Here is a 22002-nt window from a genome sequence, read left to right as displayed (position 1 = left end):
GTGTTAAGATGCAGATTTTAGTACAAAAATTTGGCGGTACTTCTGTACAGTCTGAAGAAAATAGGAAACATGTTATCAAGCATATTAAAAATGCATTAGTGAAAGACTATAAACTAGTAGTTGTTGTTTCTGCATTAGGAAGGAAGCCAGATCCATATGCAACAGATTCACTTTTAGAGTTAGTGGGTTTTCCAGCAACGAATAGTTCAGATCGTGAAATTGATTTACTTATGTCCTGTGGGGAAATTATTTCTTCTGTTGTCTTATCCAATGAATTAAAAAAACAACATATTAATGCAATTGCATTAACGGGCGCACAAGCAGGTTTTATTACGAGTGAGGACTTTACACAAGCAAAGATTAAAGAAGTAAAACCAGAAAGAATTTATAAAGAGTTAGAAAATAATGATGTCGTTGTAGTGGCAGGCTTTCAGGGACAAACAGAAATGGGAGAAATTACTACCATTGGCCGTGGAGGTAGTGATACTTCTGCGGCTGCCCTTGGAGCGGCATTACAGGCAGAGATGGTTGAAATATTTACGGATGTTGAGGGTATTATGACAGCAGATCCAAGAATAGTTGAAAATGCACATTCTTTAGATGTCGTTACTTATTCAGAAATTTGTAATCTTGCCTATCAAGGTGCGAAAGTAATTCATCCTAGGGCGGTAGAAATCGCCATGCAAGCAAAAATCCCATTACGTGTTAGATCAACTTACTCGCTTGAACCTGGGACATTAGTAACCTCATCTAGAGTGAAGGAAATGGGTGTTGATATTCAAGATCGTTTAGTAACAGGGATAGCCCATATGTCTTCCATTACTCAATTAAAGGTTCAAACCAAAGAAGAGGCATATAGACTTCAATCGGATGTATTTAAAGCGATGGCTGAAGCGGGAATCTCAGTCGATTTCATCAATATTTCACCAGCAGGGGTAATTTATACAGTGCCAAATGATTTAGCAGATAAGGCAGTTTATGTACTTGAAACATTAGGGTTTAAACCGGAAATCACAAGAAATTGTGCCAAAGTTTCGGCTGTGGGCGCGGGCATGACTGGAGTACCTGGGGTTGCAGCTGAAATCGTTCAAGCATTAACCAATGCAGGTGTACAGATTTTACAGTCTGCCGATAGTTACACAACAATTTGGGTTCTTGTTCATGAGAAAGATTTAAAAACTGCTGTGAATGCCTTACACGATGTTTTTAGTCTTTAATAATATGTAAAAGTCAACAGGATCTTCTTCAATATTATTAAGAAGGTGAAAAAATGAATTTCGGTCAAGTGTTAACTGCTATGGTTACGCCATTCGATAAGGATGGTAAATTAGATTATGGCCAATTAGAGGATTTAATTAACTATTTATTAGAAAATGGTACTGATGGATTGGTTGTTGGCGGAACTACTGGTGAATCACCTACGTTATCCGTAGATGAAAAGATGAAATTATTTCGTCATGTAGTAAAAATAGTTAATAAAAGAGTTCCTGTTATTGCGGGTACCGGAAGTTATAATACGAAGGAATCAGTCGAATTAACGAAGCGAACAGAAGCATTAGGGGTTGACGGTTTCTTGCTTGTAGCACCGTATTATAATAAACCTAACCAAGAAGGTATGTTTCAACACTTTTCCCAAATTGCAAAAGAAACAACACTGCCTATCATGCTGTATAATATTCCGGGACGTTCTATCGTAAATATGGACGTAGATACAGTTGTAAGGTTAAGTGAAATAGATAATATCGTTTCCATTAAGGAAGCAGGAACTGATTTAGATCAAATCTCCGAAATTATTGAAAAAACAAATGATGACTTTACTGTTTATAGTGGTAATGATAGTTTAACTTTACCTATGTTGTCTATTGGGGCAACTGGTGTTGTTTCCGTTGCATCCCATATTATAGGAAATGAAATGAAAGAAATGATTAATCGGTTTTTTAATGGTGATATAACACATGCAGCTACCATGCACCGTAAATTATTGTCGGTAATGAATGGATTATTTACGTCTCCATCCCCAGCCCCGGTTAAAGCAGCCTTACAAATGAAAAACATAGAGGTTGGTGGCGTTCGATTACCATTAGTCCCATTAAATGAAGAAGAAAGAAACGAACTAAATACACGAATAGAAAATATCGGCTTATAAAAAGCCGATATTTTTTTGCATATGTACATAAACTTTCTATCTTATAAATTTCTGCATTGTAATACAAAATTCGTTCATACTAAAGTTAATATAAGCTTTAGGGAGTGATTGACAGATGAGTAAAGAACAAGAAGAAAAAAAGGATGAGCAATCGAATGCCTCGTCTTTAGTACAAAAAATCCAGTCATTAGGACAAACAAACGTTCCACAGGCTCCTGATTCGAATATTCATGTTTTATCTATTATTGGTCAAATAGAAGGTCATGTTCAACTTCCACCACAAAATAAAACAACGAAGTATGAACATATTATCCCCCAATTGATTGCGATTGAACAAAATCCGAAGATAGAAGGTGTCGTAATCTTATTGAATACGGTAGGAGGAGATGTAGAAGCGGGTTTGGCATTATCTGAAATGATAGCATCTATGTCAAAACCAACCGTTTCAATCGTTTTGGGCGGCGGTCATTCCATTGGTGTGCCAATTGCGGTTTCCACGGATTATACCTTTATCGTGCCAACAGCAACCATGACTATCCATCCGGTAAGGTTGACTGGTCTCGTTATCGGTGTTCCGCAAACATTTGAATACTTAGATAAAATGCAAGATAGAGTGATTCAGTTTGTTGTTAATCATTCTAATATTAAAGAAGAGGTGTTCAAAGATCTTATGTTTGCCAAGGGGAATTTAACTCGAGATATTGGAACAAACGTTGTTGGAGCTGATGCAGTAGAATATGGGTTGATTGATGAAGTTGGAGGAGTCAGTAACGCAATGAGAAAATTAAACGAGCTCATCGACAATAATCGGGGAAATGAAAGTCAGGTGATACAGTGATTTTGTATACACCTTTATCGCAATCAGACATCTTTCCACCTTCAGATGAGAGTTTTAAGAATAGGGAATGCATTTCATATGAAGGAAAAATGATGATAGCCGAAAAGAACGTGGATGGTTCCTATCAACTAGTACAATTGTTATCCACTGATCCGCAAGATTTCCTTAAATATTCACCCGGATCTATTCTACACTAGCCTTTTAAAGCATGTTTTTCAATTTTCCACTGATAATAGACTTTATGTTATAATATAGTTAATATAATCCTTGCCAAATTTGGCAAGGTTTTCCTTTATCCCACCTAAACGGGCAATAAGGCTCCCACCTCAAGCTTCTGGGGAAACAAAGAAGGTAGGTGGGAGATCAACTGCCTGTAAAAGTCCGATAAGTGCGACTAACCATCAGTGGGGGATGAAGGAAAATCCCCCACTGATGGTTAGTCTTCTTTTTAGAGAAGTTGGTATGGTGGAAATAGTGAGGTGAAAGAATGAAAAAAAAGAAGGGAAAGAAACGGAAAAATTCAAATCGCAAAAAGAAATTGCAAAATGAGTTGCTAGGATTATTGTTTATTGCTTTAGCAATCTTCGGAAGTGGAGCAAGTGCAATTAGTGATGGGGCCATTCCTGGTGGATTAGAATATTTATTCCGATTCTTTCTAGGAATCTGGTATTTTTTAGCTTCGGTATTTTTACTGATAATTGGTATTTTTCTTATGGTAAAAAGAAGGTATCCATATTTATTTCATAAAAAATTCGTTGGATTTTATATTTTATTTGCAGGGGTCTTGTTAATAACGCATATACAAACTTTTGAGCAGTTAATGCTGCAAAATGTCTCTATAATTGGCTCAACCTGGAATCATTTTTTACAATTTATTAATGGTAATGGGACTGCCGTGCAAACAGGTGGGGGAATGATAGGTGGATTGCTCTTTACTTTTACAAACTATTTATTTTCATTAGTAGGGGCGAAAATTGTTGCTGTCTTCTCTATCATCATTGGTATTGTATTCTTAACGGATATATCTTTAGGAGATATTTTTTCTAAATTAATAGGAAAATGTAAGAATATGTTTGTACGTTTTGGTGAAGGAATAAAAAATGTTAAATTGAAAAGAGATGAAGTGAAGGCAGAAGATAGTGTAACAGAGGCAGAAATAGTAGATAATCAACAGGTAAACACAGAGGAACCTGAAATAACAGATTTTACAGATGTTGCTTATCAACCCCAAGAAACAAATGATGAAATAGTAAATCAACCGAGTAAAAAAGAAGAGACCCAACTTAACCATACAGATGAAGAAGAAATGGATTACTCCATGTCGATACCGATGACTGAGACGGAAAACCATGAATATATTTTACCATCTCCAGATTTACTAGCGGAACCTGCTCATAATTCGCAGTATCAAGAAAAATCACAAATCCAAGCAACGGTAAGAAAGTTAGATCGTACATTTAAAAGCTTCGGAGTTCGGGCAAGAGTTACGAAGGTAAATGTAGGTCCTGCGGTTACAAAATATGAAATATCACCTGAAGCAGGTGTAAAGGTTAGTAAGATTGTAAGTTTACATGATGATTTAGCACTAGCTCTAGCCGCTAAGGATTTACGGATTGAAGCTCCAATTCCCGGAAAATCAGCTGTCGGAATTGAAGTTCCTAATCAAGAAGTTGCAATGGTGTCGATTAGAGAAGTGTTAGATAGTACATGGAACAACAAATCTTCTAAACTACTAGTTGCATTAGGAAGAGATATTTCAGGGGATGCTGTTGTTGCTGAACTAAATAAGATGCCGCACCTACTCATCGCAGGTGCTACCGGAAGTGGTAAAAGTGTTTGCGTAAATGGTATTATTACTACCATTTTAATGCGGGCGAAACCACATGAGGTTAAAATGATGATGATTGATCCGAAGAAAGTGGAATTGAACGTATATAATGGAATACCACATTTGTTAGCTCCAGTTGTAACAGATCCGAAAAAAGCTTCAAAAGCCTTAAAGAAGGTCGTATCGGAAATGGAGAGAAGGTATGATCTATTCTCCGATACTGGAACTAGAAATATAGAAGGATATAATGAATATATTCGAAAGTATAATTTATCATCCGAACAATCACAACCACACCTCCCATACATTGTTGTGATCGTGGACGAACTTGCCGATTTGATGATGGTTGCTTCGAATGATGTGGAAGATTCTATTACAAGATTAGCACAAATGGCAAGGGCTGCTGGTATTCATATTATCATTGCAACCCAAAGACCTTCTGTAGACGTTATTACTGGGGTTATTAAAGCGAATATCCCTTCCAGAATTGCTTTTAGCGTTTCCTCACAAACAGACTCTAGAACCATATTGGATTCTGGAGGAGCAGAGAAGCTTCTTGGGAAAGGCGATATGTTATTTTTACCAGTTGGTGCTTCCAAACCAAAAAGGGTTCAAGGGGCATTTTTATCAGATGATGAGGTTGAAAGAATTGTGGATCATTGTATTGATCAACAAAAAGCATCTTATCAAGAAGAAATGATCCCCGATGAAAATGATGAAGTTCATACTGAAGTTGATGATGAACTTTATAATGATGCGGTACAACTTATTATTGAAATGCAAAGCGCAAGTGTTTCTATGTTGCAAAGAAGATTTCGAATCGGTTATACAAGAGCTGCAAGACTTATCGATGCAATGGAAGAACGTGGCATTGTAGGGCCTTATGAAGGAAGTAAACCAAGAACAGTGTTAGTTTCTGGTACTCAGGAAGAAAAAACGTCTTAAATGTATAGAAATAAATGATTCAGCAGACTTGTATATTCGCAAGTCTGCTTTTTTTACCGTATAATGGATGATAACTGGAAAAAATGTGCAATATAGAAGTATCAAGGAAATTTTTTTTGGGAGGTTCATTCATGCAAGATATCACGGAAAAACGTTTGAACGAAAATAATATAGAGTTTCATTTTATTCAAAGTAATAAATATAAAACGATTAACATCGTAGCAAAGCTAAAAGCTCCTTTAGAAAGAGAAACAATTACCAAAAGAGCATTACTTCCCTATATATTGAAGCAAGGAACAAAATCTTATCCAACTCGAAAAGAATTACAATTAAAATTGGATGATTTATTCGGTGCAATCCTATCCGTTGATGGAGGCAAAAAAGGAGAAAATCATATTTTAACCTTTAGATTAGAACTAGCGAATCCAAAGTTCATCCCTGAAGAGACTTCTATTATCAAAGAAGGTATTGCTTTATTAAGCGAATTTATGTTCCATCCAAAAAGTAAAAATAATGCATTTGATGAGGCTATTTTTAATCGAGAAAAAGATACATTAAAACAAAAAATGAGTGCAATTAAAGATAATAAAATGCAGTATGCAAATATGCGTTTAATCGATGAAATGTGTAAAGATGAACCTTATTCATTACATGTTCATGGCTATGAAGAAGACTTGAATTCGTTAACAGCTGGAGATCTTTATAGTTATTATCAAAGCTTACTTCAAGATAATCAATTAGATATCTATGTATTAGGAGATTTTAATGAAGAAGAAATAAAAAACGAAATTATTGCTTCGATGAATCGTAGTTCCGTAAGCTTACTAGATAGACGAGAGACAACGAAGAAGGAAATTACGGAACCGCAAGAAATTATCGAGAAACAAAATGTCCAACAAGCTAAATTGCATATTGGTTATCGAACCAATACGTATTTTAAAGATGAGGATTATTATGCTCTGCAAGTGTTTAATGGAATTTTTGGTGCGTTTCCTAGTTCTAAACTATTTATCAACGTTAGAGAAAAAAATAGTTTAGCCTATTATGCTTCCTCACAAATGGAGAGTCATAAAGGGTTGCTTTTTGTTTTTAGTGGTATTGCTCCAGAAGATTTTGAGAAGGCAAGAGATATCATTAGAGAACAATTAACGGCGATGAAAAATGGAGATTTTACAGAGGAGAATTTATCAGAAACAAAAGAATTAATTTGTAATCAAATGTTAGAGACAATGGATCACCCACAAGGATTTATTGAGCTTTTATATCAACAGGTAGTTGGGGAAAAAACTATAGATCCAGATGAAATAATCAGTCAAATTAAAAGTGTAACGAAAGAACAAGTTATACAAATTGCACAAAAAATAGAAGAAGATACAGTTTATCTTTTAACGAGTGAAGGAGGCCAAGAAAATGAATAAACAAACGTATAATGATATCGCTGAAACACTCTATACTGAGAAATTAGATAACGGTTTAACTGTATTTTTATTACCGAAACCCGAAATGGCTAAAACATATGGGATTTTTACAACTAATTATGGCTCGATTGATCAGACCTTTGTTCCCATTGGGCAATCCGAAAAAATAACGGTTCCAGAGGGTATCGCACATTTTCTGGAACATAAATTATTCGAGAAAGAAGATCATGATGTATTTGCTGACTTTGGGAAACAAGGCGCTTCCGCTAATGCTTTCACTTCGTTTACCAAAACAGCATATCTATTCTCTGCTACTAATCATATCGAGAAGAATGTAGAGACCCTAATTAATTTTGTGCAGGATCCTTATTTTTCTGAACAATCGGTTGAAAAGGAAAAAGGTATTATCGGTCAAGAGATTAAAATGTATGATGATCAACCAGATTGGCAATCGTTTATGGGAACCATTAAAGCGATGTTTAAAAATCATCCAATCAATATTGACATAGCTGGTACAGTAGAATCTATTAGTAAAATAACAAAGGATGATTTGTATACTTGCTACTATACATTTTATCATCCAGAAAATATGACGTTATGTATTACAGGCAACTTTAATCCTGAACAAATGATGAATTTAATTAAATCAAACCAGGCTTCTAAGGACTTTAAGAAGATGGATGAAATTAATCGTTATTTACCGAATGAGCCAAAAGAAGTAGCCATGAAAGAACATCATATTAAAATGCCCGTTTCTGTACCTAAATGCACGGTTGGAATAAAAGAATCATCAGAAGAGATTAGTGGGGAAGAATTTCTGAAAAAAGATTTATTACAGAATATGATTGTGGATTATTATTTTTCAAAAGGTGGTTCTTTTTATCAAGAACTCTATCAAGAAAAATTAATTGATGATAGCTTTTATTTTGAAACAACATTAGATAAAAATTATGGATATACTTTAATAGGTAGTAATAGTGATGAACCACAAGTGTTTTCAAATAAAGTGAAGGAATTGTTATTATCTACTCGCGATGAAACATTAAGCGAGGAAGATTTTAATCGTATGAAGAAAAAGAAAATTGGCAGGCTGTTGCGTTCTATGAATTCATTGGAATTTATGGCAAATAAGTATACGCATTATCATATATCAAAAGTAGATTTATTTGATATCATCCCAACGATTCAGGCGTTACAATTAGAAGAAGCAAATCGATTTTTAAAAGAATGGATCGAAGAAGAACGTTTAGCAGTTTGTACGATTTCTGCTGAGTAGGAGTAGAGTATGGGGAAGAATGTTTTAGTTATCGGTGCTAGTGGAGATATTGGTCAAGCGATTGTGGAACGTTTAGCAGAAGACGGATATCAATTGATTTTACATTACCATAAAAATTCAGAAGCGATGATGGAGCTTCGTAGAAAGATTAAAGACAAAGGTGTTCTTAGTGTTATTCAAGCAGATCTTAGTAATGAAAAAGAAACGAATGAATTTTTAAACCAGTTAGTCTTTCGAATTGATATCGTTGTTTTTGCAAGTGGCAAAGCTGAATTTCGTTTATTTCAAGAAACGTCAGATACATTAATGGACCAAATGTTAAATCTTCATGTTAAAGCTCCGTGGAAAATTACAAGGCAGGTATTGCCAAATATGGTTCAACAACATTTTGGTAATATTATTTTTATTACATCGATTTGGGGTAATGTAGGTGCAAGTTATGAGGTTGTGTACTCTTCTGTTAAAGGGGCACAAAATAGTTTTGTTAAAGCTTTAGCTAAGGAAGTGGGACCGAGTGGAATCTCAGTAAATGCCATTAGTCCAGGTTTTATTGATACGAAAATGAATCGCTCCTTATCAGAAGAAGAAAAAGCCCAAGTCATATCGGAAATTCCTGTAAATCGTGCTGGTTTACCAAGCGAAATTGCGCATGCTGTATCTTTTTTATTAGATGAAAAATCCAGTTATATACAAGGTGAGATTTTAAATATAAATGGTGGTTGGTAATGTATTCATGTATAAATGAATTTTAAATTCACATACTATATCCGTAATAAACTCGTGGAAGGAGAGAAATAGTATGTCAATTCTTGAAAACTTCGATACATGGAAAGGTTTTTTAGCAAATCGCTTAGAGCAGGCTCAGCAACAAGGGATGAATCAACAGACAATAAACAGTATTGCTGCAGAAGTTGGCGATTATTTAGCTGAAAACGTGGATGCCAAAAACAAGGAAGAAGCTGTTCTAAAAGAACTTTGGAATGCTGCTTCCGAGCAAGAACAGCAAGCTATTGCTAGCACGATGGTAAAGCTAGTTCAAAAATCAAATTAAAGTTAATTTAATTAGAAGCTGTATACTTAACCGTTACAGCTTCTTTTAGTAATTGTCTGGGAAATTATAAAATTTGTATGGCTGTGGCTAACTTAGATATAGAAAAAGCTACGTCCGGCTCCAGCTCCCAGTGACTAGTAGACTTCCTTCACCTCCGTACAATAAGTCAACATCGGCTCGCTTACACTCACCGTGTTTCCTTTATCTCCTACGGCTCAGTCCAGTCTATACGTCACTAAACGGGCGCTTGCGCCTTTGTTCTTTAATAAGGAATTTGGTAAAGTTTACATATTATGCTTTTCACTTGCGACAAAATCATTTATGATAGTATTTAGTATTGTATAATGTATCATAAAGGGGCTTTCTATGGATAAAGAATGGTACCTTGAATATGAAATTCAAACAAATAGACCAGGGTTGTTAGGAGAAATATCGTCATTATTAGGTATGTTATCCATCAATATTATGACAATAAATGGTGTAGAAAATTCTAGACGGGGTATGCTTTTAGTTTCAGAATATGATGAAAATATTGCACGTCTGAAAACCGTCTTACAAATGATTGAAACAATAAAAATTACCAAGATACGTAAACCTAAGTTGAAGGATAAATTAGCTGTCAGGCACGGAAAATATATTCATACAGATAGAGATGACCGTAAGACTTTTCGTTTTGTGAGAGATGAATTGGGCTTATTAGTCGATTTTATGGCAGAATTATTTAAACAGGATGGACATAAATTGATTGGGATTCGCGGTATGCCTCGGGTTGGAAAATCAGAATCTGTAGTGGCCGCAAGTGTATGCGCCAGTAAACGTTGGTTATTTGTTTCTAGTACAATGCTTAAACAAACAATACGAAATCAATTAATAGAAGGGGAATATAGTACAAATACGATTTATATTATGGACGGTATTGTCTCAACTAAGGCTAATGAACAACATTGGCAATTAATTCGAGAATTGATGCAATTGCCGGCAGTGAAAATAGTAGAGCATCCGGATATATTTGTTCAATCAACAGAATATACAATGGAAGATTTTGATTATATTATTGAATTAAGGAGTCATGAAAACGAAGAAATTACGTATGAAAAGTTTGAGAATCAACCATTTCATGGCGGAAATGGATTTTCCATGTTCGATTTTTAAACTTTTGTGATCAGACTTCGGATTAACCTATAGTTAGAACGGAAGGTGTTTTTTAAATGGACATAGGGGCAAGGCTGAAAGAGGCAAGAGTCTCTAAAGGTATGTCATTAGATGAACTACAAGAAATAACTAAAATTCAGAAGAGATATTTAGCAGCAATTGAAGAGGGAAAACTTGAAATACTTCCGGGTAAGTTCTATGCAAAAGCTTTTATAAAGGAATATGCAAATGCTGTTGGAATTGATCCGAGTGAATTATTAGAAGAACATAAAGAAGAAATTCCTGAAACAAAAGAGGAATCTCCCCCGGTAGAATATAGTCGAATGCAGAGGGCTAAAAAGGAAAGTGTAGAGAAAAATTCAAAACTCTTCTCCATATTTCCTGCTATTATCGTTATTTTATTAATTCTTGCTATCGTATTCGTAATTTGGTTTTTTAATGGCAGTTCGAGTAAAGGGGATAATGCTGCAAAAGAAGAGAAATTAGATGATACAGAAATTATCATTAACAATCCGAATGATAAAGATAAAGAGAGTTCCGCAACAGAAGATAACAACAAAAATGAAAAATCAACAAATTCAGATTCTAAAGAAAAACAAAAGGATATGAAACAGGAAAATGAATCTCAAGCGGAACTAACAGTTGTAGAAGCGGGAACAGGATCCAGTCCTAAATCTACTCTTGAATTATCGAATGCAGGAGATGAAATTAAATTAGTTTTTGAGACAGATTCAAGAACATGGCTTGATGTGAAAGGTGATCAAGATCAATCTTTATATAGTAGTACTTTTGAAGCTGAGAGCTCACCACTCGAATTAGATTTAAGTGGGTCAAGTCAAATTTACCTAAACATCGGAAATGCCTCCGATTTAAAAGTCACCATCAATGGTATAGAATTAGAATATCCGGTAGATGCTAACCAATATGTGCATCAACAATTATGGATTAATATTAACGATCAAGAAATTGAATAAACATAGTAGACCCTTCCAGTTATCTATGTGGAAGGGTTTCTGTTTCTTTAGTTATAAAAGATAGAAGGGAAAAAAACATGAATTTACCAAATAAACTTACATTATCTAGAATTTTAATGATTCCTATTTTTATTTTACTACTTAGTTATCCATTTGAATGGGGAATATGGGATATAGGATATAGTGAATTACCTGTAGCTCATTTCATTGCTGCACTGATTTTTATTATTGCATCCACAACGGACTGGGTGGATGGTTATATAGCAAGGAAGCATAATTTAGTAACAAACCTAGGGAAGTTTTTAGATCCATTGGCAGATAAATTACTTGTTTCTGCAGCGTTAATTCTTCTTATTGAAATGGGATATGCCCCTGCATGGGTTGTTATCATTATTATTAGTAGAGAGTTTGCCGTAACAGGTTTGCGTTTAGTAGCAGCTGGTGAGGGAATTGTTTTAGCTGCAGGAAGCATGGGTAAAATTAAAACAGCAACACAGATGATTGCCATAGCAATATTATTATTGCATAATTTTCCATTCTCGTATTTTGGATTACCAATTGGTATAATTATGTTATATATCGCATTATTTTTCACTGTTTTATCGGGTATTGATTATTTTATAAAAAATTGGCATGTAATGAGGGATTCTAAATGATGACAAATGTTAAAGCTGAAATAATAGCAGTTGGAACAGAATTACTTTTAGGACAAATAGCAAATACAAATGCACAGTGGTTATCAAACCAACTTGCTTCTTTAGGTATCAATGTGTATCAGCATGGAGTAGTAGGCGATAATTTAAATCGTGTACAGGAAGCATTTGAACAAGCACAAAAACGATCAGATATTATTATAGTTACTGGTGGTTTAGGGCCAACAGATGATGATTTAACGAGAGAAGCTTTTCAACTGATGACAGAACTTGAATTAGTTGAACATAAACCGTCTATGGATAAAATTCAATCATTTTTTGAAAAAAATAATACGGTTATGACACCGAATAATAGAAGACAAGCACGAGTGTTTAAAGGAAGTCAGGTTCTTTTTAACAGGAAAGGTATGGCTCCAGGTATGATTGTTAGTCATGAGTCAACCACGTGGGTTTTCCTTCCAGGTGTGCCAAGGGAAATGAAAGGTTTATTTACAGAGGAAGTTTTCCCATATCTTCAAAAGTTAACCGGGAATACTGAGGTCATTAAGTCGTTGGTATTGAAATTCTTAGGCATTGGAGAGTCAGAATTAGAACATAGATTAAGCCATTTAATCCAGGCTCAGAAAAATCCTACTATTGCACCGTTAGCTCAAAATACTGGTGTCGTTATTCGTTTAACCGCAAAAGAAGAGACTGAGGAACGGGCAGAACGATTATTAGAAGAAAGCAAAAGGCAGATTCTCCATGAAGTTGGAGATTATTTCTATGGAATTAACGATGAGACGATCGAAGAAAATATTATTTCGTTGTTAAAAGAGAAAAAGATGAAAATTGCTAGTGCTGAAAGTTTAACGGGTGGGATGTTTTCGAATAGACTTATTTCGGTAAGTGGTGCTTCTAATGTATGTCGCGGAGGAATTGTTTGTTATGATACGAATGTGAAACAAGATGTGTTAGGTGTTTCCAAAGAAACTATTCAAAATAAAGGTACGGTTAGTGAAGAATGTGCGTTAGAGATGGCAGAACAAGTTTCTAGTAAACTGGATGCCGATATTGGAATAAGTTTTACCGGGGTTGCTGGTCCTGATGAAGTAGAAGGCAAAAGTGTAGGTACCGTTTATATTGCACTTACAACTAGTAATGGAGAGAAAAAAGTAGAGAAATTTATATTTTCTGGTGACAGAAATGCAATTAGAAGAAGAGCGACTTTAAAAGGCTTAGAAATAGTTTTCCACTTTCTAAAATTTTAATTTTGCAAGAAAAGTTAATAGATTTGATGTTTTCTAGTAGTACAAATCAACTTTTCTGGATAATTTTGACTACCAAAACATAAGAACATTTATTCGATTCTTTCTTGGCAAAAGCTAAAAATCATTGTATGATAGTAGTAGTAATTTAAGGAGGTAGTCTCGTTGAGTGATAGAAAACAAGCTTTAGATATGGCTTTAAGACAAATAGAGAAACAATTTGGAAAAGGCTCGATTATGAAACTCGGTGAACAGGAATTAGTGAAGATTGCAACTATTCCAAGTGGTTCCCTAGCATTGGATGTTGCATTAGGTATAGGCGGTTATCCAAGAGGTAGAGTAATAGAAATATATGGCCCAGAGTCTTCTGGTAAAACAACTGTAGCGCTACATGCAATCGCAGAAGCGCAAAAACAAGGCGGACAAGCAGCTTTTATCGATGCAGAGCATGCTTTAGATCCAATTTATGCACGTGCATTAGGGGTAAATATCGACGAATTATTACTTTCACAACCCGATACAGGTGAACAAGCATTAGAAATCGCTGAAGCGTTAGTCCGTAGTGGAGCGGTAGATATTATTGTTGTGGACTCTGTTGCAGCACTTGTGCCGAAAGCAGAAATTGAAGGTGAAATGGGAGACGCCCACGTTGGCTTACAAGCTCGACTGATGTCTCAAGCATTAAGAAAACTTTCTGGAGCGATTAATAAATCTAAAACAACGGCTATTTTCATTAACCAAATCCGTGAAAAGGTTGGTGTTATGTTCGGGAACCCCGAAACAACACCAGGTGGACGTGCGCTTAAATTTTACTCTTCTGTAAGATTAGAAGTTCGCCGTGCGGAGCAGTTAAAACAAGGAAATGAAATTGTTGGGAATAAATCAAGGGTTAAGGTAGTTAAGAATAAAGTTGCTCCTCCATTTAGACAGGCAGAAGTAGATATTATGTACGGTGAGGGAATTTCTAAAGAAGGAGAAATTCTAGATATCGGTTCGGATTTAGATATTGTTGAAAAGAGTGGAGCTTGGTATTCTTATAATGGTGAACGTCTTGGTCAAGGGCGTGAAAATGCAAAAATATTCTTAAGAGAAAATCCAGAAATGATGGATGAAATACACCTAGCAATTAGAAACCACTATAATTTAGATGATACGGATCCCGAAGATGCGGAACAAGTAGGTCAAGAAAGTCTAGATGTTTAATCCATTGAAAAAGGTCTTTACGATAAAATTCGTAAGGACCTTTTTTGGTTAAAATGTATTAAGTTATTTCTTAAGGAAATATATGGATTTTTTTATCGTGTTTTTATGACGTTTTCTTGACATTTATAATACAGGCAATTACAATTGTACTGTATAATTTTATAATTTTTATAAGATTAATTGTTAGATTATGCATCTACATGTTACATGCCGACAATATGAAAGTTAAACCTATGGCAATAGGAGGTGAAAAGATGGACCTTATTTATGTAATCATCTCCATTTTGCTTACTCTGATCGTCGGTATTGTTGTTGGTTATCTGATACGTAAATCTATTGCAGAAGCTAAGATTTCTAGTGCGGAAAATTTAGCTAAACAGATTGTAGAAGAAGCACATCGGAATGCGGAAGCCTCTAAAAAAGAGGCGCTTCTTGAGGCGAAAGATGAAATTCATGAACTTCGCCAGCAAACAGAGGAAGAACTCAGAGAACGTCGAACAGAAGTACAAAGGCAAGAAAATCGTCTGTTGCAAAAAGAAGAAAGTCTTGATAAGAAAAGTGAGACATTAGACAAACGTGAACTGTTGTTAGAGGGTAAAGAACAAAGTCTAGCAGACAAACAACAACAAATTGAAGAAATGAAAAGCAAAGTGGAAGCTATGAAAGAACAGCAGCAAATGGAACTTGAGCGCATTTCTGGATATACATCAGACCAAGCGAAGCAGATTATTTTAGAGAAGATTGAAAAAGAAGTAAAACATGATTCAGCAGTCATGATTAAAGAAGCTGAGAATCGTGTCAAAGAAGAAGCGGACAAAAAGGCAAAAAGTATTTTATCGCTTGCTTTACAGCGCTGTGCTGCAGACCACGTTGCTGAAACAACTGTATCTGTTGTAAACCTTCCAAATGATGAAATGAAAGGACGTATTATCGGGCGCGAAGGTCGAAACATACGTACACTAGAAACATTAACTGGTATTGATTTAATAATCGATGACACACCAGAGGCAGTAGTTTTATCTGGTTTTGATCCAATTCGAAGAGAAATTGCTCGTATTGCATTAGAAAAACTCGTTCAAGATGGACGTATCCACCCAGCAAGGATTGAAGAAATGGTGGACAAAGCAAGACGTGAAGTTGATGAATATATACGCGAGGTTGGAGAAGAAACAACATTTGAGGTTGGCGTACATGGTCTACATCCAGATTTAGTGAAAATACTTGGTCGTCTAAAATATCGTACAAGCTATGGTCAAAATGTGTTGAAGCATTCTACTGAAGTTGCGTACCTTTCAGGGTTGCTTGCTGCTGAATTAGGCGAAGATGTAACGTTAGCAAGAAGAGCAGGACTTCTACATGACATTGGTAAAGCAATAGACCATGAAGTGGAAGGCAGTCACGTAGAAATTGGCAAAGAATTAGCCATTAAATACAAAGAACACCCTGTTGTCATTAATTCCATCGCTTCCCACCATGGTGATGAAGAGGCTACATCTATTATTGCTGTATTAGTAGCCGCTGCCGATGCACTGTCTGCAGCAAGACCGGGTGCTAGAAGTGAAACACTTGAAAATTACATTAAGAGATTAGAGAAATTGGAAGAAATCTCTGAATCATTCGAAGGTGTAGAAAAGTCTTTTGCAATTCAAGCGGGTAGAGAGATTCGGATAATGGTTAAACCTGATGAAATTGACGATTTAGAATCCGTTCGTATTGCTAGGGATATAAGAAAACGAATAGAAAATGAGCTCGATTATCCAGGTCACATTAAAGTGACTGTGATAAGAGAAACGAGAGCGGTAGAATATGCAAAATAACAAAAGTAGCCATACAAAGTGGCTACTTTTGTTTTACGTTGAAAATCTTAACGTAACAAACAATGGTTTTTCTAATCGTTTTAAATAAATAGAAATTAAATTTTTTGACTTTGAAAAATGATTATGAAAAACTATAAGTAATGGATAAGATAGGATGATAGCAGAATGAAAATATTATTTATTGGAGATGTCGTAGGATCTCCAGGAAGAGAAATGGTTAAAGAATATTTACCAAAATTAAAAGAAAAATACCGCCCCCATTTAACCATTATAAATGGTGAAAATGCCGCTTCAGGTAAAGGTATAACGGAAAAAATTTATAAACAATTTATGGAGTGGGGCGCCCAAGTAATTACGATGGGAAATCATACTTGGGATAAAAAAGAAATATTTGAATTTATTGATGATGCGAAATATATGATTCGTCCAGCTAATTTTCCCGATGGAACACCTGGTAAAGGGATTATCTATACGAATGTAAACGGGGTGGAAGTTGCGATCATTAATTTACAAGGAAGAACTTTTTTACCAGCAATTGATGATCCGTTTTTAAAAGTAGATGAATTAATAGAGGAAGCCAAAAAGCGGACTAATATTATATTTATTGATTTCCACGCGGAAGCAACAAGTGAGAAACAGGCAATCGGCTGGTATGTGAATGGACGTGCAAGTGCAGTTGTAGGTACACATACTCATACACAAACTGCAGATGAACGCATTTTGCCACAAGGTACCGCATATATTACTGATGTGGGAATGACGGGTCCATATGATGGGATTTTAGGTGTGGATAGAGATGCGGTCATAAAACGATTTTTAACATCTTTGCCTGTCCGCTTTGAAGTAACGAAAAATGGAAGAACACAGCTAGGGGCAGTAGTGGTAACAATAGATAATCATAGCGGTAAAGCAACGAATATTGAACGGATTTTAATAAACGAAGATCATCCGTTTTTTGGCTGAAAATTTCTTTTAAAAATTCCACTAGCTTCGTAAGGCTTTTCATGGGATGAATCATCTGATTTATGGAATCTTTTGAAAAATTGATGCATAATAGGGAATAAGCTAACATCTCCACGAATATAGTATCAGTAGAACTATAATAGCAAATGAAGGAGGTACTAGTCATGGAAGTATTAAAAGTTTCAGCAAAATCAAGTCCAAATTCAGTAGCAGGTGCACTTGCAAATGTATTAAGGGAACGTGGTACAGCGGAGATTCAAGCAATTGGAGCAGGTGCTCTTAACCAGGCAGTGAAAGCTGTTGCTATAGCGAGAGGATTTGTTGCACCTAGTGGAGTAGATTTAATTTGCATCCCAGCTTTTACAGATATTATGATTGATAATGAAGAAAGAACTGCGATTAAACTAATTGTAGAGCCTAGATAATGGTTTTTTAAACCCTCCCTTTCTTATAAATTAGGGGAGGGTTTTTATTTGCTCATTATATTTTTTATTGTTAAATTTAAGAATAGGGATTATACTGTAAAATTGTAAACTTATGTATATTTAATTCCGTGTTCAAAAGGAGGATAAAAAGGACCGAATCGGCTAAAGTCGCAACGTCCTGGGGCTCCTATTACTCGTCCCACCGTAAAGATTTGTTGCAACACTGCTGCTATCGCCAACAAACTTCTTTAAAGGAAGGCCGACTAAAGATGAGCTTTGCGCCCAACTCACGCCTCCACTTTTGAAGGGGCATGTCATTTTTACCGGACTTTTTGAACGACCTCTTTAAGTCCTATGAAAGGAGTATAACTATGAATGAAGAGCAACGTAAAGAACAAGCACAAATAAAACAAGTAGATTCAGTGGATCATAGTAATCAGGACAATATAGAACGTATTAAGAACACTTCAAGTGAGGAAATGATAGCGAAATACTTTCAAACAAGTTATCAACCTCCTGATATAAAAAAAGCTAGAAAACGGTTTAAAGAAGACGTTAAATTTCATTACGATTTCTCCATTCCAGAAGATATGAAAACAATTGGAAAAGGTAAAAAATTCCTCATTCGTACATATGGTTGTCAGATGAACGAGCATGATACCGAAGTAATGGCAGGTATTTTAAGTGAAATGGGATATGAGTCAACCTCAGAAACAAATGAAGCTGATATTATCCTATTAAATACATGTGCAATCCGTGAAAATGCTGAAAATAAAGTATTTGGAGAAATTGGACATTTAAAACCACTTAAATTGGAAAAACCAGATGTTATTCTAGGTGTATGCGGTTGTATGTCGCAAGAAGAGTCCGTTGTAAACCGTATCATGAAGAAACATCCTCATGTCGATTTAATCTTTGGAACACACAACATCCATCGCCTACCAGACTTAATTAAAGGAGCAATGTTTGGCAAAGAGCAGGTTGTTGAAGTTTGGTCTAAAGAAGGCGATATTATTGAAAATCTTCCTAAAGTAAGAAAAGGTAAAATTAAAGCTTGGGTTAATATTATGTATGGTTGTGATAAATTCTGTACATACTGTATCGTCCCAATGACGCGTGGTAAAGAAAGAAGTCGTCGCCCGCAAGACATTATTCAGGAAGTTCGTCATTTAGTTGCACAAGGGTATCAGGAAGTTACATTACTAGGTCAAAATGTAAATGCGTATGGAAAAGACTTCGAAGATATAGAATATACATTTGGTGATTTAATGAATGACATTCATAAAATTGACATTCCACGGGTGCGTTTTACTACTTCCCACCCAAGAGACTTTGATGATCACTTAATTGAAGTGTTAGCTCAAGGTGGAAACCTTCTTGATCATATTCACCTTCCAGTTCAATCAGGAAGTAGTGAAGTATTGAAGAAAATGAACCGTAAATATACGCGTGAAGAATATTTGGAATTAGTACGTAAAATACGAAAAGCAATCCCTAATGTAACACTTACAACTGATATCATCGTTGGCTTCCCTAATGAAACAGATGAACAATTCGAGGAAACGATGTCGTTAGTGGAAGAAGTAGGTTTTGAGGCTGCTTATACATTTATTTATTCTCCACGTGAAGGGACACCAGCGGCACGTAAAAAAGATGATGTCCCAGAAGAAGTGAAGAAACAACGTCTATACCGTCTAAATGAATTGGTAAATAAACAAGCAGCAGAATCCATGAAGACGTATAAAGATAAAGTAGTTAAGGTTTTAGTAGAGGGTGAAAGTAAGAAAGATCCCGATGTATTAGCAGGATATACGGAAAAGAATAAGTTAGTAAACTTTAAAGGTCCGAAATCTTCAATTGGTAAAATAGTAGATGTTAAAATTACGGAAGCTAAAACATGGTCGTTAGATGGTATAATGGTGGAAAATACAATTGAGGTGAACTAATGTGGCTACCTATACACGTAAAGATGTATTAGATGAGGCAAAAAGGCTAGCAGAAATGCTGTCAAGCACAGATGAAATAGAAAGATTTAAGCAAGTAGAAGCTAAATTAAACGAAAATCAAAAAGTACAGAAGCTAATTCAAAAAATAAAAACGTTACAAAAACAAGCAGTAAATTTCCAAGCATATGGAAAGCATGAAGCGCTAAAGAAAGTAGACGAGGAAATTGAGCGTCTGCAAAATGAAATTGATGAAATTCCTGTTGTTCAGGAATTTAAAGAAACTCAAATTGTAGTAAATGACGTTTTACAACTTGTTTCAGGAACAATTGCAAGAGAAGTTACGAACCGAGTGATTGAATCAACTGGTGGGGATATATTATCTGGCGAGACAGGTTCGAAGGCGAAAAATAAAATAGGTTGTTCTCATTAAAATAAAAACCGAGCATAATTTGCTTGGTTTTTATTTTTAAAAAATGATTTCAGGTATGATGTCGGAGCATATTAAAATGTTAATTATAATATACATTAATCGGTTTAACCTAGGTAATCTTGGTCACAATAATAACGGAGGATGATTATTGTGATATTTATATACAATGACTACGGAGGAACACACACTACATCGCTCGCTGCAGCATACCATCTAAAAAAACTTCCAACAGATAGGAAACTAACAAAAGATGAAATCGTTCATGTAGATTATTTTAACAAATTAACAAAACATGATTTGGGTAAATTGATATTTCATGGGATTGATGAAGAAGGAAACAAAGTTTATACTTTAGGCAGGAAAAATAATAAGTATGTTGTTCCCGCGTTAAAGTCTTTTATTGAGTTGCTGCAAGAAAAATATGATTTTAATGAGAAAGTAATATTTTCAAACACTTCACCGACTGTACCACTTGTAATGTCAATTGGAGGCTTTTTTCTCGGGGGATAAACATGGAGTTTATCGGAAATCCATTACTTATATTAGGAGCCAAACAATGTTGTAATCGTATTAATAGTTTAGTTGAGCAAACCAAAAAAGAAAGTATTGCAAGAACTAGTAAATTAATCGTTTTAGATAATAAAGCGTTTAAATAAAGAATATAAAAAGCAATTGTTAAAATATGCCCCTAGCCGTTTGTAGGGGCCTATTTTTTATCCCATCTAAACGGGCAGTAAGACTTCCACCTTATGCTTCTGGGAAAACAAAGAAGGATCAACTACCCGTAAAGGTCTGATAAGTGCAACTAACCATCAGTGGGGATAAAGGAAAACTCCACTGATGAAAGTCTTCTTTATAAATGATTTATTGCATTTAAACAATATCATGCACTTTAGGTATTTGTCTTGCATAAAATGACAATGAAAAAAGAGGAGGTAAAAGTAATTATGACTTTTCTTGATAAAGACTACAGACAGATTATCACGAAAGCAGTTATTGGAAAAGGACGTAAATTCACACAAGACTCTCACTCCATTACCCCATCACATAGACCATCAAGTATTTTAGGATGCTGGGTTATCAACCATTTATATAATGCAAAACAAAAATCAGAGGATACGGTTGAAATAACAGGAAGCTATGATATCAACGTTTGGTATTCGTATAATGATAATACGAAAACGGAGGTTGTAACGGAAAGGGTAACGTATACAGATATTATTCCACTTTCCATTAAAGATGAAAATATGCTAAGTGATGAGTGTGATGTTTTAGCTAAAGTGGTACAACAGCCTAACTGTTTAGAATGCAAAATTACAAACAAAGGTCACAAAATTGTTGTTGAGGTAGAGCGAGAGTTTGTTGTGCAGGTAATTGGTGAGACAAAATTATTTGTTAAAGTAGATCCTAAATGGAGCTATGACCATGATGATCATGATGACGATGATTCATGGGACTATAAAGTAACAGATGATGAATTAGAAAGTGTAAAACCCGACTTTTTAAATAAAAAGGATTAAGAGCAAAGGCGCCGAATCCGGACGCGACCATTCCTTAAAAGAAATTATTCAGCAAAAAATACGAGGGAATTTTTCCCTCGTATTTTTGTTTCGTTATGACTTTAGTCCGTTGAGTACGCGGCAGCGTGCGAAACAGAAAACCACCTGCTATGCGGGTGGGTAACAAGTGG

20 protein-coding genes and 1 pseudogene are annotated in these 22002 nt (G+C 35.3%); all 21 read left to right on the top strand.

Annotated elements, in window-relative coordinates; translation table 11 throughout:
* The first annotated feature begins 8 nt into the window (after positions 1-8).
* The 21 genes and pseudogenes from dapG (at position 9) to cotE (ending at position 21832) form a co-directional block, all read left to right on the top strand.
* Positions 9-1217 carry an aspartate kinase gene (dapG, locus tag ACFQ18_RS09050; protein ID WP_047186093.1) on the top strand — a complete coding sequence of 403 codons (1209 nt, stop codon included), beginning with the start codon at positions 9-11 and terminating at the stop codon, positions 1215-1217.
* Between the two features lie 53 nt (positions 1218-1270).
* Positions 1271-2146: a 4-hydroxy-tetrahydrodipicolinate synthase gene (gene dapA, locus ACFQ18_RS09045; RefSeq protein ID WP_204798230.1), complete on the top strand. Its 876-nt coding sequence runs from the start codon at positions 1271-1273 to the stop codon at positions 2144-2146.
* A 115-nt stretch (positions 2147-2261) separates the two neighbouring features.
* Complete coding sequence (locus tag ACFQ18_RS09040) at positions 2262-2984, top strand: ClpP family protease (RefSeq protein ID WP_047186095.1); 723 nt, start codon at positions 2262-2264, stop codon at positions 2982-2984.
* On the top strand, positions 2981-3181 hold the full coding sequence (locus ACFQ18_RS09035; RefSeq protein ID WP_047186096.1) for a YlzJ-like family protein: 201 nt from the start codon (positions 2981-2983) through the stop codon (positions 3179-3181). Before ACFQ18_RS09040 ends, ACFQ18_RS09035 begins: the two co-directional genes overlap by 4 nt.
* Positions 3182-3471: 290 nt before the next feature.
* Complete coding sequence (locus tag ACFQ18_RS09030) at positions 3472-5757, top strand: FtsK/SpoIIIE family DNA translocase (RefSeq protein ID WP_047186097.1); 2286 nt, start codon at positions 3472-3474, stop codon at positions 5755-5757.
* 131 nt (positions 5758-5888) lie between these two features.
* A complete protein-coding gene (gene yfmF / locus ACFQ18_RS09025; protein ID WP_047186098.1) occupies positions 5889-7175 on the top strand; it encodes an EF-P 5-aminopentanol modification-associated protein YfmF in 1287 nt (428 codons plus the stop codon).
* A complete protein-coding gene (gene yfmH / locus ACFQ18_RS09020) occupies positions 7168-8451 on the top strand; it encodes an EF-P 5-aminopentanol modification-associated protein YfmH (protein WP_204798229.1) in 1284 nt (427 codons plus the stop codon). The genes yfmF and yfmH overlap by 8 nt, the downstream gene beginning before the upstream one ends.
* Positions 8452-8460: 9 nt before the next feature.
* A complete protein-coding gene (gene ymfI, locus ACFQ18_RS09015) occupies positions 8461-9177 on the top strand; it encodes an elongation factor P 5-aminopentanone reductase (protein WP_047186100.1) in 717 nt (238 codons plus the stop codon).
* A 73-nt stretch (positions 9178-9250) separates the two neighbouring features.
* Complete coding sequence (locus ACFQ18_RS09010; RefSeq protein ID WP_047186101.1) at positions 9251-9502, top strand: DUF3243 domain-containing protein; 252 nt, start codon at positions 9251-9253, stop codon at positions 9500-9502.
* Between the two features lie 366 nt (positions 9503-9868).
* On the top strand, positions 9869-10654 hold the full coding sequence (locus ACFQ18_RS09005; protein WP_047186102.1) for a DUF3388 domain-containing protein: 786 nt from the start codon (positions 9869-9871) through the stop codon (positions 10652-10654).
* Positions 10655-10710: 56 nt separating this feature from the next.
* Positions 10711-11628, top strand: coding sequence for a helix-turn-helix domain-containing protein (locus ACFQ18_RS09000; RefSeq protein ID WP_060669022.1), 918 nt, complete (start codon positions 10711-10713; stop codon positions 11626-11628).
* A 77-nt stretch (positions 11629-11705) separates the two neighbouring features.
* Entirely contained in the window at positions 11706-12284 is a 579-nt protein-coding gene (gene pgsA / locus ACFQ18_RS08995) for a CDP-diacylglycerol--glycerol-3-phosphate 3-phosphatidyltransferase (RefSeq protein ID WP_047186104.1), read from the top strand.
* Positions 12281-13531, top strand: coding sequence for a competence/damage-inducible protein A (locus tag ACFQ18_RS08990; protein WP_338113662.1), 1251 nt, complete (start codon positions 12281-12283; stop codon positions 13529-13531). Before pgsA ends, ACFQ18_RS08990 begins: the two co-directional genes overlap by 4 nt.
* Before the next feature lie 162 nt (positions 13532-13693).
* Positions 13694-14731 carry a recombinase RecA gene (gene recA / locus ACFQ18_RS08985; RefSeq protein WP_047186105.1) on the top strand — a complete coding sequence of 346 codons (1038 nt, stop codon included), beginning with the start codon at positions 13694-13696 and terminating at the stop codon, positions 14729-14731.
* Between the two features lie 254 nt (positions 14732-14985).
* Entirely contained in the window at positions 14986-16548 is a 1563-nt protein-coding gene (rny, locus tag ACFQ18_RS08980; RefSeq protein ID WP_204798228.1) for a ribonuclease Y, read from the top strand.
* 165 nt (positions 16549-16713) lie between these two features.
* Complete coding sequence (locus tag ACFQ18_RS08975) at positions 16714-17511, top strand: TIGR00282 family metallophosphoesterase (protein ID WP_204798227.1); 798 nt, start codon at positions 16714-16716, stop codon at positions 17509-17511.
* A gap of 164 nt (positions 17512-17675) precedes the next feature.
* The gene (gene spoVS / locus ACFQ18_RS08970; RefSeq protein WP_047186108.1) at positions 17676-17936 is read left to right on the top strand and encodes a stage V sporulation protein SpoVS; all 261 of its coding nucleotides are present in this window, start codon (positions 17676-17678) and stop codon (positions 17934-17936) included.
* 371 nt (positions 17937-18307) lie between these two features.
* Positions 18308-19882: a tRNA (N6-isopentenyl adenosine(37)-C2)-methylthiotransferase MiaB gene (gene miaB / locus ACFQ18_RS08965; protein WP_204798226.1), complete on the top strand. Its 1575-nt coding sequence runs from the start codon at positions 18308-18310 to the stop codon at positions 19880-19882.
* Position 19883: 1 nt separating this feature from the next.
* Positions 19884-20312 (top strand): YlbF family regulator, encoded by a 429-nt coding sequence (locus ACFQ18_RS08960; RefSeq protein ID WP_204798225.1) that lies wholly within the window; start codon positions 19884-19886, stop codon positions 20310-20312.
* Positions 20313-20462: 150 nt separating this feature from the next.
* A pseudogene (locus ACFQ18_RS08955) lies at positions 20463-20968 on the top strand (DUF3189 family protein).
* Between the two features lie 291 nt (positions 20969-21259).
* Positions 21260-21832, top strand: coding sequence for an outer spore coat protein CotE (cotE, locus tag ACFQ18_RS08950; RefSeq protein WP_060668853.1), 573 nt, complete (start codon positions 21260-21262; stop codon positions 21830-21832).
* Positions 21833-22002: the final 170 nt, after the last annotated feature.

It is taken from the genome of Oceanobacillus caeni (assembly GCF_042678465.1).
In the GTDB taxonomy this organism is placed as follows: domain Bacteria; phylum Bacillota; class Bacilli; order Bacillales; family Amphibacillaceae; genus Oceanobacillus; species Oceanobacillus caeni.
Note: the sequence above shows the minus strand (reverse complement) of the source record. Positions and strands in the feature narration are given on the sequence as shown.

Bases quoted from the DNA above. Each gene is read 5' to 3' on its own strand.
- dapG (WP_047186093.1), top strand. From the start codon at position 9: ATGCAGATTTTAGTACAAAAATTTGGCGGTACTTCTGTACAGTCTGAA.
- dapA (WP_204798230.1), top strand. From the start codon at position 1,271: ATGAATTTCGGTCAAGTGTTAACTGCTATGGTTACGCCATTCGATAAG.
- ACFQ18_RS09040 (WP_047186095.1), top strand. From the start codon at position 2,262: ATGAGTAAAGAACAAGAAGAAAAAAAGGATGAGCAATCGAATGCCTCG.
- ACFQ18_RS09030 (WP_047186097.1), top strand. From the start codon at position 3,472: ATGAAAAAAAAGAAGGGAAAGAAACGGAAAAATTCAAATCGCAAAAAG.
- yfmF (WP_047186098.1), top strand. From the start codon at position 5,889: ATGCAAGATATCACGGAAAAACGTTTGAACGAAAATAATATAGAGTTT.
- yfmH (WP_204798229.1), top strand. From the start codon at position 7,168: ATGAATAAACAAACGTATAATGATATCGCTGAAACACTCTATACTGAG.
- ymfI (WP_047186100.1), top strand. From the start codon at position 8,461: ATGGGGAAGAATGTTTTAGTTATCGGTGCTAGTGGAGATATTGGTCAA.
- ACFQ18_RS09010 (WP_047186101.1), top strand. From the start codon at position 9,251: ATGTCAATTCTTGAAAACTTCGATACATGGAAAGGTTTTTTAGCAAAT.
- ACFQ18_RS09005 (WP_047186102.1), top strand. From the start codon at position 9,869: ATGGATAAAGAATGGTACCTTGAATATGAAATTCAAACAAATAGACCA.
- ACFQ18_RS09000 (WP_060669022.1), top strand. From the start codon at position 10,711: ATGGACATAGGGGCAAGGCTGAAAGAGGCAAGAGTCTCTAAAGGTATG.
- pgsA (WP_047186104.1), top strand. From the start codon at position 11,706: ATGAATTTACCAAATAAACTTACATTATCTAGAATTTTAATGATTCCT.
- ACFQ18_RS08990 (WP_338113662.1), top strand. From the start codon at position 12,281: ATGATGACAAATGTTAAAGCTGAAATAATAGCAGTTGGAACAGAATTA.
- rny (WP_204798228.1), top strand. From the start codon at position 14,986: ATGGACCTTATTTATGTAATCATCTCCATTTTGCTTACTCTGATCGTC.
- ACFQ18_RS08975 (WP_204798227.1), top strand. From the start codon at position 16,714: ATGAAAATATTATTTATTGGAGATGTCGTAGGATCTCCAGGAAGAGAA.
- spoVS (WP_047186108.1), top strand. From the start codon at position 17,676: ATGGAAGTATTAAAAGTTTCAGCAAAATCAAGTCCAAATTCAGTAGCA.
- miaB (WP_204798226.1), top strand. From the start codon at position 18,308: ATGAATGAAGAGCAACGTAAAGAACAAGCACAAATAAAACAAGTAGAT.
- cotE (WP_060668853.1), top strand. From the start codon at position 21,260: ATGACTTTTCTTGATAAAGACTACAGACAGATTATCACGAAAGCAGTT.